Genomic DNA, 13,684 nt, shown 5'->3' on the forward strand with positions numbered 1-13,684 from the left:
AATTTCGCTTTCATATCGAATCTCAATTTTTTATCTCAGAACGATATAGTGATGAATGCCCGCTTCTCTCAAATGTGAAGCCTCTGCGCCGCTATATAGATGAGATACAAGCACGTGAAACTATCTGAGCAATCACGCCACACCATTAATGAAATTGATTCACAAATTAGAAGAGATCACTCACAATTAAGGTTATGGTCACCGTTGAAATTAGTCTAACTGGATACTTATGATTAACCCAAAACTCATCGCCCTACTTCCCGATCTCGCCTCGTTTATCTTAGTTGTGAATGAAGGTAGCTTTACCGCTGCAGCAAAGCAGCTAGGCGTGACACCTTCAGCGTTGAGTAAATTGATCACACGTCTAGAAAAAGCACTCTCAGTAAAGCTGTTCGAGCGAACCACTCGTACATTGATCATCACACAGGCCGGTCAATTGGTATACGACCAAAGCGTGGTCATGATTAATGCGGCGCAACAAGCGGTTGAGCTGTCTACCTCCGATCATACTGAACCTGCTGGCTCAATAACAGTAGCGGCGCCAGAAGCCTTCTTGAACTCCGTGCTACAGCCTTTCGTTGTTCCATTCTTGAATCAGTACCCTGAGATTCAACTCAAATTAAGAGCCGCCGATGGGGACATCGACATATTGCGCCAAGGCATCGACATTGCCTTTCGCCTTACCGACAAACCTGACGAGAGTTTGGTATTGAAAGAACTCGGAAAAACAAACCTTGTACTTTGTGCGAGCCCCGACTATTTAGATGCCAAAGGAATCCCTCACCACCCTACCGAGCTTTCTGAGCACGACTGCTTATACCTTGCAGAAACAGATAAAGACCACATTTGGGACTTCCTTAAAGATGATGAATTTTATACAGTCCCCGTCAGCGGACGTTACGCTGTGAACCACTCTCAGATGCGATTGAAAGGCGTTAAAGAAGGGCTTGGCGTGGGTATTTTCCATGACTTTGTAATTCAAGATGCATTGGCTGAAGGCTCTGTAGTGCAAGTATTGGAAGATTGGACCATCAAGAGTAATTACCATGGTGCTATCGCGATGCAGTTTGCTCAAACCAAGTACATGCCTGCCCGATTGCGTGTATTCATTGATTACGCGATGGAGCACTTAGGTGACAAACTGGCAGGAGAAATAAACTGATGCTGAAAGGAATACACCACGCCGCCATTATTTGCTCAGACTACGAAGTTTCTAAACACTTTTATACGGAAGTTTTAAAGCTTGAAGTGATTGCAGAGAATTATCGTGAAGCGCGTCAGTCGTATAAGCTTGACTTGGCACTGCCTACTGGCGCTCAAATAGAATTATTCAGCTTCCCTGACGCACCTGAAAGACCAAGCTTTCCGGAAGCTCAAGGGCTGAGACATTTGGCTTTTTATGTTGATGACGTTCAACATGCCAAAAGCTATTTGGAAGGACAAGGCATTGAAGTCGAACCGATTCGAGTTGATGAATTTACGGGGAAATCATTTACGTTTTTCGCAGACCCAGACGGCCTGCCGCTAGAGCTTTATCAGATCTAAAGCTTTATCAAATCTAGCGCTGTATCAAGTCTAAAGTCTTCATCACCAAAGAATCGCCCATCTGATGAATAAAACGGACCTTCTCAAATAGAGAAAGTCCGTTTGCATGTCAATTAACTCAACGCGGTCTTAAATCTCTCAACGCGTGAAAACAGTAACCAATCCAATAGCATTGCAGTCACAATCGTTGCACCCGCGAGTGGAAACAATATCGAAATAAGAACCACAGTCACTAAACCCGCTTTCCATAAGCCTGCATCGCCAAACTTCGGTGGCGTTCCCAACTTTCTATGGCCTGAAGGTCTGCGCATCCACCACATTACTCCACCAGTCACTGACACCAAAATGAATGCCAAACAGAACAACGCGTTTAGAAGCTTGTTGATGATACTGATGTCACCTTGGTGCAGAGAAATACCGACGGCTAATGTTTTGGCGAATAAATTGTAATCTTGCCACGTCACCTCTCCAAGAATGCGCCCTGAATATTGGTCGAGGTGAGTCGTGCGATCTTGGGTTGGGTCGATAATGTCACCGCCCATGGTATTGGCAGCCACGGTGTAAACGCCCGTTTCTGAGCGCGGGAAATTGACTTTATATTGCGTAAAACCAAGAGATTGAGCTTTTGCTATCACATCATCAATCGAGAAATTACTCGCAGACAATACATGCTGAGAATGATCATGAGCTTCAGACGCTTCTTCTACTTGGTGGACGTGTTCTGCTGGCTTATCTTGAGACAAAGGCAGTGGCGTTTGCTCTAGGTTCCAAGGCATTTCCTCCTCAGACCCGTGATTTAAAGAAGCATGCGTTTCGTTAGACAGAGGAATGTCGTCCCACATTTGAGCAGGAAAAGTACTCCATGCTTGCACTAGCTTACCGCCCCAAAAACCTGTCCATGACAATCCCGAAAGAATAAATAACAGAAGAATGAATGACAGTGTTCCACCGATGTTCGCATGCAGATCACGCATTAAAATACGCGTTCCTGAACCAAATCGAAGCTTAAGAAAACCAGCGCGGCTAGCGTTATCTCGAGGAAGCCATAAGTAAATGCCACTGATGAGTAACAGAATAGACAAGCTTATTGCGACTTCAATTAGGTAATCACCCCAATCACCAATCAACAAAGTGCCGTGAATGTCATTCGCCAGTTGGTACAGGCTATCGCTGCGCGGGATTTCTCCTACCACTTCACCAGTGTATTGATTCACCGTGGCGAAAACGGAAGTGCCATCTTCAAGCGATACAGAAAATCGGTTCGCAAGATCAGGGACTTTACTCGGTACAAACTGTGTCACCGTACCTTGTGGGTATTGATGCTGTACGGCAGCTAATTGTTGCGACACCTTGATCGGTTCGCCCGATGCAACAATTTCAATCGCGTCTTGATGGAAAGCGAGTTCAATTTCATCATCAAACAACATCACCAAACCAGTAATACTCAACATCAACATGAATGGGATAACGAATAGCCCGGCATAGAAGTGCCAGCGCCAAGTGAGGAAGTAGAGAGTTTTATTGCGGTCTTTGTTTTTTATATTGGTTCTCGAACCGGTTGTTGCACTGCTTGTAGACTGCGAAGTCGCTTGTGCTTTCGCAGAGCTTTGAGATTCATTTCTCAACATTATTATTTCCTTTGACACACGCAAACATACCTTCTGAAGAATCAGAAAGTAATCTGAGCATGTTTAACTTTACTTAATACTTTGTTTTTTAATTATTTTAGAAGGTTAGGTTTAAGCAATATCAAAGGGAGGGCCGCGCGGGGCTTGCCTCGTGTAGCGTTCGCTTAGAGCCAAAAAAGCGTAGCTGTCTGAGACAATAGAACTCAGTCGAGTTGTCAGTAGTGTAGTGGGAAGTTCGTCTTGGTGAAACGTGGAAAAATGGCTAAATGGACACGGCTTTCCTTTGTGAGTACTGGGCTCGCCTTCCTCAATTTGAACCAGTTCAAAGCCGTTGACCGTACATAACGACGCCCATACTCCCGCACTATTACCATGAGCATTGATAACAGGCATTAATGTCACTAGCACCCAGCTTAATGCTGTAGCAAGTAACATGGAGAAGTTGAACGAAGTTCGGCGCATTATTCCTAATCTTTATAAATTTTCCTTATTATGAGGCACTTGTTATATAGGTAAACGTAAAGATTAACATCAGGTTAAAAAATTGAAGCTAACGCACACTCTTTTTAGTTAAAAACTGGTTACAACCAAAGAGCCAAAAGAATGTTACGCACCTATTAGCAGTAACATGTCTAGAAAATAGCAGTCAACTGTTTAGAAAAAAGACAATAAAAAACGCCGCCTTACACCTTTCTCTAGAGAGGGTAATGTAAGACAGCGTTTTAGAAATCGAATCTTGAGGCTTTGCTCTTTGTTACGTAGCTCTTTGATACGTATCTAAAAAGCAAACTCAATCGATTAGCAAATTAACCGAAGATCTTGCTCCAAATGCTTGGATTACGCTTCTCGTGATACTCTTCACGAAGGCCATCGATAGTACGAAGCTCTTGCTGTGCAGATTCAAATTCACCTTGGTCTAGCTTCTTCTCAATGCTATCAATCGATGCACTGATCTTTTTGAAACCTTCCATGAAGTGTTCTTCTTTCTCAATTGGGTAAACACCCGTTTTGAGCTCAGCAACTAGCGTGTCGATACGTACGATAGGCTTTTGCATCTCTTCAATGTTTTGAGCTTCTGCCGCTTGTTTGAACGCAAGCTTCATTTCTTGCATGTTTTTCTTAAGGTCAACATTAGCAAAAGCGTTGCCAGACAATAGCGAAGCAGCGATTAAGCCAGATAAAAGGATTGAGCGAGTTTTCATTGTTTCTCCAGGTGAAGCGATGTCTTTGAAGATAGCGCCATCGTTATTGTGGCACTTCGACTTTATTATTTTCGGCTAGTGTATACAAAAATCCGTCGGGTACAAAAATTGATTGTGTCGAAATGCAAACTAGCTAGCTAATTACTGACAAGTACCAGGCAAACCATCATTCAAATACCGAAAACTCGGCAATCGATTGACGACCACGCAATGCCAAAAAAGCTAAGAATTGCTGTGCTGAATGGGTAATAACCTTGCTCGAATCCACGCCCACCTCATCAAGTAGTGAAGACACGAGATCCAACCCGCCCACATCTATGCAGAAATGCGCATCGCTACCTGTCGTAATAAACGCACCTTTCGCTTTAGCAATTCTTGCGATCTCGTAACAACGATCAACACTGCCAACGCGACTATTGCCTTTAAGCGTGGTGTTATTAATTTCGATCGCAACGTTATGTTCCGCCGCACATTGAATCACCGCTTCAAAATCGAAATCAAAATTTGGGTTTCCTAAATGACCAAGTGCATCAATTCGACCACCTTTAATCACATTCAACAATGCTTCTGTATGGGTAGCGACATCCGATGGACGAAATACTGGCTCATGAAAACTCGCGATCACCCAATCCAAGTTCTTATCCACACTCGGATGAATGTCGATTTCACCCTGTGTATTCATGATGTTTGACTCGACACCTCGAATAATTGCGACATCTTCAATAAAACGAGGGAGCACACGCTGATTGCTGAAAAACCAATAGTGTGGCGCGCCCGGCATGGACTCAGAATGATCAGTAGTACAAAACATGGCTAAACCGTTTTGCTTCGCCGATTTAGCGTTTTCGATCAGCGTGCTGTAAGCATGGCCACTTGCGTATGTGTGGGTGTGGGTATCTACTTTGAGTTCCATGAATCAATGCTCTCTTCGCTTGGTCAAAAAACGTTTTTCAGAAAGTAACTCTGAGTCTCTTTCTGGAAAGGAGTGCCTGCACCTTTTTCTGAAAAGGAGTGCTTCTGAAAAGGAATGCTTAATGGCAACAATTCGACCAGTTTATCAGCTGAAAGTGACAATTAGCACCTAAACATAAGGGTTTCTTGCGAGTTCATTTACACAGCACGATAATACGTGGCTAACCAGAAGACACTAACGCTTTTCTTATCTGAGTAAAATCGAACATACTCGGTAATTACGCCAATTTTTTGCAACCTACCCAAGTTCGTCAATACTTAAACCAGTCTACAAACTGGAGTGTTAGATGAGAAGAAGACGATATCCGCTGAGTATCCACATCACTAGCCTTTTCTTAATTTTGACCACTCTTGTCGGTACCGTACTGATTTCGATAAGTTATCGGCACTCTCAAGAACTGCTTTTAGGCACCGTGCGCGAAGTCAGTAATGAACATCGCGATAAGTTGGAATCGGTATTTAAACAAGCTATTGCCCCAGTCATCACAACCTTAAACGTGATGGCAGTGAGCCCGTTTGTTGCTCATCAAACCTCCTCCGTCGAAAAAGAATCTTGGCTTGCTTCGGTCGATATCATCTTCAAACAAAATACTAACTTAGTCGCTCTATTCTATGGCTCTGAAGATGGTGATTTCAGAATCTTTCGCCCTCTGAGTTCCATTAAACAGAGAGCCGATAACAACGCTCCCGCTAAAGCGACCATGATGGTCAGCAGCACCAATCTAGATGGTGAAAACTTTATTACCTTTCTCGATGGCGCACACCAAGTGATCAGTACCCGACAAGCCGAGAGTAAGTTCAACCCCACGACTCGACCTTGGTTTCGTAACGCAAAGCCTGACGGCTCAATACAACTCTCTGAGCCCTACCTGTTCTATTTCCTGCAAACCAATGGCATCACTCTTTCTAGACGTTCTTTGGATGGCAAGCATGTCGTTGGTGCCGACTTCACGTTGAAATCTCTCTCTTCCCAGATCAGTGAATTGGCCTACTCTCCACAAACCCGACTCGCTCTGTTCGATCAACATTTCAATCTTCTCGGCCAACATCAACTTGATCTATCGATTCCCAAGCTTACCTCCCAGCCTAACGACACAAGTAAAACTGAGAAAACGAATAACCAAACGACGGGGAAACTCTCTGGCAGTGAGCAAGACCAAAGCTGCTTTAATGTGCCCAAACGTGAACAGATGGAAGCATTGAAAGCATCCGTCATAGCACCACTTATCTCCGACGAGGAGAAATTAAACCTCAACCTAAAAAACGTTGAGTACAACTTAAACACTTGGGCATTGACGCTAACGCCTGTTGAGCTCACTCAGAATGTCACTTTATATTTGGCAGAGGCTACGCCACACAATGAGTTGCTCTCTGATCTTATCTCAATGCGAGACAAGCAAGTTGCGGTCGCGATTGGTATGTTGTTCATCTGCTTCGCTATCGTATGGTTTGTTGCTAATCGACTGTCTCAGCCGCTCAATACACTGATGCAACTCACCGACAACATCGCACGATTTGACTTCAGGCGAACTCATTATCCCAAAAGCATGATTCAAGAAGTGGCTAACCTCGCCCACTCAATTGAGCTGATGGAACACACACTTCATGATCTTATTACGCTACTTCGAGACACGGCAGGTAATCAGGAATTTTCGATCTTAGCCAAAAATATTGCTCATCAAAGCTATTTAATTACCAAAGCAGAAACCATTGTCCTCTTCACTCAATCAAAAGAGAAAGATGTGTTTGATACGGCCGCGAACCTCGCCATTCTTCCCTTTAAGGCCGACATCAATGACTTCATCAAGCACACGCCTTGGTTGCTGTGCCAACTTAAATCTGGAGAAACCATCCACTTAAACCGAGAAGACAATGTTCTCAACTATTACCAAGATTCGATCTTCAATTCAGATCTGTACCTGTTTCCACTATTAAATCGTGAGAAGTTGTTGGTGGGTATCGTCGCAATTGGCTATGAAAGACCGATTACCAAGATGCAGTCAGACAAGCACGCCTTCTTACGAGAACTGCTCAGCTTTGCGGAAATAGCCAAAGATAACATTGACCAAATGCAGCAACAGAAAGACATGCTTAATGCCTTTATCGAGTTGATTGCATCAGCTATTGATACCAAATCACCTTACACGGGTGGGCATTGCCAGAGAGTGCCTGAACTCACCAAATGGCTGACTCAAGCAACCATTGATGATGACCGTTATTACCCGCAATTCTCATTGGATAGTAAACAGTGGGAAGAGTTAATGCTCGCCGCTTGGCTTCATGACTGCGGCAAGGTAACCACACCCGAGTATGTCGTAGACAAAGCGACTAAACTTGAAACCATTTACGACCGAATCCACGAAGTGCGAATGCGTTTCGAACTGTTAAAACAACAGGCTGAAACCGACTACTGGAAAGCCATAGCGAACGGAGCGCTTCAGGAGGATCAGCTTAAGGTCCTCGAACAAAGCTTGTCAGAATTGGATGAAGAATTTGCCTTTGTTGCTGAGTGCAACCTTGGTGGAGAGTCGATGACGGACGAACAGCTAGAACGCTTAGACCGAATAGCCAAGCGCCAATGGAAACGAACACTCGACGATCAGCTAGGGTTATCTTGGTCTGAAAAAGAGAGATTCAATGAACAACAAGACACGACAGAGAAGAGTGAAGCTGAGCCAGCAAGAAAAAACCAAATACTACCGGTGATGGAACCGCTACTTGCCGATAAGCCTGAGCATAAAATACCGTGGGATAATGGCTTTAGCCCTGCTGATGTATGGCAGGAAGCGTTTGTGCTTAAGCCAGGAGAGGTCAAATACAACCAAGGTGAACTGCACAATTTGAAAGTTCGTCGTGGCACGTTAAACGATGAAGAACGTTTCATGATCAACGATCATATTATTCAAACCTTCACCATGCTTAACAAGCTGCCTTATCCGTCTTACCTCCAGAATATTCCGGATATCGCCAGCGGACACCACGAGCGTATCGACGGCAAGGGCTACCCAAGAGGCTTAAGCGAAGACCAATTACCTCTACCGTCCAGAGCGATGGCCATTGCTGATGTCTTTGAAGCGCTCACCTCTAGTGATCGCCCGTATAAGAAAGGCAAACGCCTAAGCGAATCACTCAACATCATGACCGACATGGCCACCAGCGGTCATATCGATCCCAAGCTGTATTTGCTGTTCTTAGAAAACAAAATCTACGACAAATACGCTGAGCGATTCCTAGAGACTAAACAGCGTTGCGAGATTGAACCAAACGAACACATCGACCGAGTCAAAGAGTACATACGTTCATTGTTTTAAGCTAACCATTCAGACTAAAGACCATAAGCTTCATAAGCTCAATGGTTAGCTTTTAGCTGCCGAGTCCAATACCGCAACGTCCACTACAGTGGCTACCGTCGCTACAGCCACTGTGACTCGCGGTGTTTGCTTGGCTTTTGCTTTGCTGTGCCTCTTCGCTAATAGCGTGTTGGTAATGCTCGCCACAACAATCAGGTTAATGCCAATCATCTGCTGAGTAGAAAACACATCATCAAAGAACAAACCCTGCCATAAGGCGCTAAACAGCATGTTAGTAAAAATCAGTGGTGCCAACTGGGAACCGCTGTCTGCAAGCTTATAAGCCTTGGAGCGGAAAATTTGAGTATTGATGGTAAACAGTGCGAGTCCAAATGCACCAAGTCCAATCCAACGCAAGCCATCAAACGACAGTAAAGTCGTTAAAGCTCCATACACACTGTCCCCCTTAAGCATATCTGGTACAGCAGAAACAGAAGTAAACACGAGCATAGGTATAACGAGTATTGCTGCGACTAAAAAGGTCCATGCGTTAAGCTCTGCTGGTGTCAGGCTGGTTTTAGATGCTCGGTACAGACTCACTTGCGAGCCAGAATTAAACACACCCGCTAGAAGTCCAAGCAATAGCGCAGGTCTAAAGAACTCCGAACCAAACTCAAACTGCGACCAATCCCCTGCCATCATCACTACGCCGAAGAATGTAATTGCTAAACATGCGATAGTCGTTGTATGAATCTTGGTTCCGAATATTAATTTTTCTAACAATGGAATAAACAGAGGCCCCGTACTGAATAACACCACACCTTCAACCAGCGTTAAGGTTTGTAGTGAAGTAAGGAAACACCACTGACACGCCACCATAAAGATCGCCCGCATCACTAAAGGTTTCCACATATCGAGTGAAGGTTTCGTTATTTTGTAGAACATCAAGAATAAGAATAAGAACAGACTGGGTAACAAAAAACGCACAAAACTGAGTAACGAGATTGGCATCACTTCAGATAGATACTTGGCCATCAAGCCACTCAAAGACAAACTGAACGTCGACAACAACATGAAAGTCGTCGCCTTGGTAATATCAGACATAATTATCACCTCCTATGACACCTATTTTAGAAGCGTGACGTGATGAAAAATAGCGAGTGATATTAACCATAACTGTAAGGAAAACTTACCAATGAAGAAACTCGTCCCGCTTAAATCCGTTTATGCTTTCATTGCTGTTGCTGAAACCGGCAGTATGACCGACGCTGCTCGAGTGTTGTATGTCAGTCATTCTGCAGTAAGCCAAGCCATCAAATCACTAGAGCTACTGGTTAATAAACCGCTATTTCAGCGAGTAGGTCGTCGTGTTGTTCTTAATGCCGCCGGTAAGCGATATTATCGAAAGGTCGCGCCCGCACTTGAGCAAGTGATAGAAGCCACCGAAGAGCTTGCCAGAACGCCTAACGATCACCGTATCACTCTCAACATGGTGAACTCACTCGCGATGCACTGGTGGATCCCTCGAGTCCCCGAATTCCAAGCATTTGCTCCCTCACTTGATATCCGTATTTCGACATTAACCGGCCCTTTCGATATCGAACAAGAAGGTGTCGATATTGCCCTCGTACATGGCAAGCCAAACGAATGGGAACAATATTACAGCGAAAAGCTCGGCGACGATGACCTGGTCTTGGTGTGCAGCCCTGCTCTATTGAAAAACCAGACCGGATTAAACGTCCAGCAACTCGTCAAACAAAACCCGACCATTGGCGTTTTTAACCTCAGGCGACAACACGACTGGCAAGTCTGGTGCGACAATTACCAAATCCCAATGCCCACATTCCATAGCAATCTAACGTTTGATGTCTCTATTCAAGCGGTTCAAGCTGCAATTCGTTCGTTAGGCGTATTGGTTACGCATCGCTTGTTTGTGAAAGATGACATCAGCCATGGGATGCTAGTGGAGTTGGGCGAACCCGTCGCGAATCCACACCAAGATTTCTATTTTGTTTGCCCAAAAAACAAATTAAAACAAGAAAGTGTGCTAAAACTGAGAACATGGTTGAGGCATGAATTCACACGCTCAGAGACAACACTGAGCGATGTTATTCAAGAGTAAGACCAAACTATCAATCCATACAGCGAGTAACAGCTCATCAAGCTTACAAGAGGCCATTATGATTATTACCACCACTCAATCTGTTGAAGGCAAACGCATTGTCGATTACAAAGGGGTTATCGCCGGAGAAGCCATTCTAGGGGTGAATGTTTTCAAAGATATGTTTTCAGGAATTCGTGACTTTGTGGGTGGACGTTCTGGCACCTACGAGAAAGAATTAGAAAAGCACGCAACTACGCCTTCAAAGAGCTAGAACAAAAAGCCATTGAAGCAGGCGCGAACGCGGTTGTGGGCGTAGATATCGATTACGAGGTACTAGGAACGGGTAATGGCATGCTAATGGTATCGGCGAGCGGTACAGCGGTTGTCGTCGCTTAATCGCCTAGTCGCTCAATCGCTTAGTCACTTAGTCACTTAGTCACTTAAGATCTCAAAACTTGAGCACTTGGGCACTTAAGCGATTAGGATACTGAGCAATCAGGCAGCCTAATGAAAACTCATTCCAACCCTTTGATGATTAGCCGCCAGAGGGTTAGAACGGTTATAAGCTGATACTTAGCTTGATGTTACTCGTGCAACCTTTTGCCCTGAGAGCATGTCATCAAACGAGGCAACTCTCGCCAAGAATGCACCTTTATTTTCAGGTAAGATAGAACTCGCTAAAGGTAAGTTCGCTTTCATCGAATCCACAGCTCTTCCTCGCACCAGTACTTCAAAATGCAAATGCGGCCCGGTTACGCGACCAGTCGTGCCTGACAACGCAATTTTCTGCCCACGCTTAACCTGTTGCCCCTTCTTAACCAAGAATCGGCTCAAATGCAGATAGCGAGTTTTGTAAACACTGTTATGTTCAATCACTATGTATTTCCCCGCATACGGGTGGTTACGAATAGCAATAACTCGACCGTCACCGGTTGAATAAACTGGCGAACCTACAGGTGTTGCGAAGTCAGTACCATTATGTGGAGATATACGTCCGGTCACTGGGTGCTTACGGTACGGGTTAAATGGCGAAGTAATTCTTCGGAATTGCTTGTCTATTGGGTAGCGATTGAACGCTTGCTCAAGGCTGTTACCCTCTCTGTCGTAGAAGCGTCCATCTGGAGCAAGAAACGCGGCCACTTCTTTACCTCGTAACGTAATCGATATGCCTTGGACCTCTGTTTTTCCTGTTAGATGGTCGCCTATGTATTGCTCCTTAACCAACACATTAAACTCATCGCCCGCTCTTAACTGCTTTGAGAAGTTAATCTTGTCTCTTAACGTTCGAGTAATATTGGCTATCTGGGCGGTTGTTAATCCCGCTTTGTATGCTGACGTTGAAAAACTGCCATGAACGGTGCCCTTATAGAGTTTTTCTTTCCATTCGCTAGGCATTTCATGGAATTGGTAATTAAAGCTTCCATCATCATTTTTAGTGAAGACAGCTTGCTCTACGAGACTTTCATGGAAAATCAGCTCTACGAGTTGTTTAGAGTCACTATCCAAAAGCAACTCTAGATGATCGCCAGGCTTTATTGTATCGAGCTTCAAAGACTCAAGATCCGCTTCCATCACTTTTTGAACTGTCTCATAAGGCAGTTTCCATGACGAAAATATGTTGCTGAGTGTATCTCCAACCTTCACGAAATAATGAACTTTTATCAACGTTCTTGAGCTTGCCTCTGAATCTGTATATGAGTTTGATGCCCCCTCTTGATGAGTTAATAAATCTTTATAAGGGGTGACTTGAATTGAGATTTCTTCTGGTGCTTCGGATTGAAAATGGAGCAAAACGGAAAGCGAGAATGCACTGATAGCGATTACGATCAGGCCAATAGGGAGGAACTTCATAAAATACTTAGCGGTTATAACAAGGAACTTGGTAAGTGTTATAACATAACAATTAATTCAAAAGAATAAACGAAATGTAAGAAACCGTTCTGTATCTACAGTAAAAATATGTTGGGCTAACGTAGCCCAACATATTACATAGAATTACTCTTCGCAAAGAGCCTCAAAACGCTCTAAGCCTCGTAGCATCTCGAAGTCTTGCTCTTCAGCTAATAGCTCTCTCATTGACCCACTCGCTTGAATAGAACGCTCTAAGTCATCGATAGCTTGACCCTCTGCACCTAATCTAGCGTAAGCACAAGCACGTTGGTACAAGGCATGAGCATTTTGATCGTCAACCTCTAGTACGCGGTTACACAGGCTCATTGCCCAATGATATTCCTGCATGTCCATCGCAGCATCCGCTTTATAGGTTAACGCTTCAAGATCCCCAGGACGAACCTTTAATATCTCATCGTAGATTTCAATTTTTTGCTCTGCCGTTTGCGCATTTTGCGCTCTCAACCATAAGTTATGAATCTCATTGATGATCTCAATCTCTCGGTTGTTTTCCGAGATTATTCGGGTCTTGCGTTTAAGATCCCTTTCAAGAATATTGAATTTCTTCTCATAGTCTTGAGCAATCGAATTCAGTCGCTGATCGGCCATTTCTTTGGTGGTGTGCTTGAGCTCTTTAAGTGATTGCCAACCCACCAACGCGATAAGAGAAGCAACACCTGCGATAATGTAGAAGAAATAAGTCACGGTTACGTTTGCGTAATTCAGAGATTTATCGGCCACTGAAAGCTCTCGATCCGTCATCTGAATAGTTAAGCGTCTTTCAAGATCTTGCTGTTCCATTCGCAGCTGCTTCAACTCATCTAAGATGTAGCGTTCCATCAATGGTCGGTCTACATACTCTTTCTCTGAGTATTTAACCTCCTCGCTTGCAAAGCTCATGGTCGCGACCAGTGATAACACTGCAATCAATAGGGTTCGAAGCATTTATACATTCCTTATATATTTAATCTTTGTTAACTGTATCTCTTAATCGCAAGACAAGCTAGAAAGTTGGCAATTCTGCCTTCTCCTTATTGGAATTAACACTCTAAA

The 13,684-nt window shown here is 44.1% G+C and carries 11 protein-coding genes and 1 pseudogene; 5 read left to right on the forward strand and 7 right to left on the reverse strand.

The window, feature by feature from the left end; translation table 11 throughout:
* Window positions 1-229 precede the first annotated feature (229 nt).
* Both AC3CIA_RS16355 and gloA2 read left to right on the forward strand, forming a co-directional pair.
* The gene (locus AC3CIA_RS16355; protein ID WP_004730200.1) at window positions 230-1,162 is read left to right on the forward strand and encodes a LysR family transcriptional regulator; all 933 of its coding nucleotides are present in this window, start codon (window positions 230-232) and stop codon (window positions 1,160-1,162) included.
* A complete protein-coding gene (gene gloA2 / locus AC3CIA_RS16360) occupies window positions 1,162-1,545 on the forward strand; it encodes an SMU1112c/YaeR family gloxylase I-like metalloprotein (RefSeq protein ID WP_488519266.1) in 384 nt (127 codons plus the stop codon). Before AC3CIA_RS16355 ends, gloA2 begins: the two co-directional genes overlap by 1 nt.
* Window positions 1,546-1,658: 113 nt before the next feature.
* Here gloA2 and AC3CIA_RS16365 read toward each other — a convergent pair whose 3' ends face one another.
* The 4 genes from AC3CIA_RS16365 to AC3CIA_RS16380 form a co-directional block, all read right to left on the reverse strand.
* Window positions 1,659-3,173, reverse strand: a complete 1,515-nt coding sequence (locus AC3CIA_RS16365) for a PepSY-associated TM helix domain-containing protein (protein ID WP_488519267.1) — start codon at window positions 3,171-3,173, stop codon at window positions 1,659-1,661.
* 111 nt (window positions 3,174-3,284) lie between these two features.
* Window positions 3,285-3,635 (reverse strand): hypothetical protein, encoded by a 351-nt coding sequence (locus AC3CIA_RS16370; RefSeq protein ID WP_488519268.1) that lies wholly within the window; start codon window positions 3,633-3,635, stop codon window positions 3,285-3,287.
* 344 nt (window positions 3,636-3,979) lie between these two features.
* Window positions 3,980-4,375 carry a cytochrome b562 gene (locus AC3CIA_RS16375; protein WP_004730193.1) on the reverse strand — a complete coding sequence of 132 codons (396 nt, stop codon included), beginning with the start codon at window positions 4,373-4,375 and terminating at the stop codon, window positions 3,980-3,982.
* A gap of 166 nt (window positions 4,376-4,541) precedes the next feature.
* Complete coding sequence (locus AC3CIA_RS16380) at window positions 4,542-5,288, reverse strand: PHP domain-containing protein (RefSeq protein ID WP_488519269.1); 747 nt, start codon at window positions 5,286-5,288, stop codon at window positions 4,542-4,544.
* A gap of 346 nt (window positions 5,289-5,634) precedes the next feature.
* Here AC3CIA_RS16380 and AC3CIA_RS16385 point away from each other — a divergent pair, with 346 nt between their 5' ends.
* On the forward strand, window positions 5,635-8,658 hold the full coding sequence (locus AC3CIA_RS16385; RefSeq protein ID WP_488519270.1) for an HD domain-containing phosphohydrolase: 3,024 nt from the start codon (window positions 5,635-5,637) through the stop codon (window positions 8,656-8,658).
* Between the two features lie 45 nt (window positions 8,659-8,703).
* Here AC3CIA_RS16385 and AC3CIA_RS16390 read toward each other — a convergent pair whose 3' ends face one another.
* On the reverse strand, window positions 8,704-9,741 hold the full coding sequence (locus tag AC3CIA_RS16390) for a DMT family transporter (protein ID WP_171307951.1): 1,038 nt from the start codon (window positions 9,739-9,741) through the stop codon (window positions 8,704-8,706).
* A gap of 91 nt (window positions 9,742-9,832) precedes the next feature.
* Between AC3CIA_RS16390 and AC3CIA_RS16395 the strand changes: the two genes are divergently transcribed.
* Both AC3CIA_RS16395 and AC3CIA_RS16400 read left to right on the forward strand, forming a co-directional pair.
* Complete coding sequence (locus tag AC3CIA_RS16395; RefSeq protein ID WP_146456112.1) at window positions 9,833-10,759, forward strand: LysR substrate-binding domain-containing protein; 927 nt, start codon at window positions 9,833-9,835, stop codon at window positions 10,757-10,759.
* A gap of 58 nt (window positions 10,760-10,817) precedes the next feature.
* Window positions 10,818-11,137 (forward strand): annotated as a pseudogene (locus tag AC3CIA_RS16400) (heavy metal-binding domain-containing protein).
* 177 nt (window positions 11,138-11,314) lie between these two features.
* On the opposite strand, the gene AC3CIA_RS16405 reads toward AC3CIA_RS16400, so the two are convergent.
* Together AC3CIA_RS16405 and AC3CIA_RS16410 are read right to left on the reverse strand one after the other, a co-directional pair.
* Window positions 11,315-12,592 (reverse strand): peptidoglycan DD-metalloendopeptidase family protein, encoded by a 1,278-nt coding sequence (locus tag AC3CIA_RS16405; protein WP_146456114.1) that lies wholly within the window; start codon window positions 12,590-12,592, stop codon window positions 11,315-11,317.
* A gap of 144 nt (window positions 12,593-12,736) precedes the next feature.
* Window positions 12,737-13,576 (reverse strand): tetratricopeptide repeat protein, encoded by an 840-nt coding sequence (locus AC3CIA_RS16410; RefSeq protein WP_146456115.1) that lies wholly within the window; start codon window positions 13,574-13,576, stop codon window positions 12,737-12,739.
* Window positions 13,577-13,684: the final 108 nt, after the last annotated feature.

The organism is Vibrio sp. QJM3NY_27 (assembly GCF_057785955.1).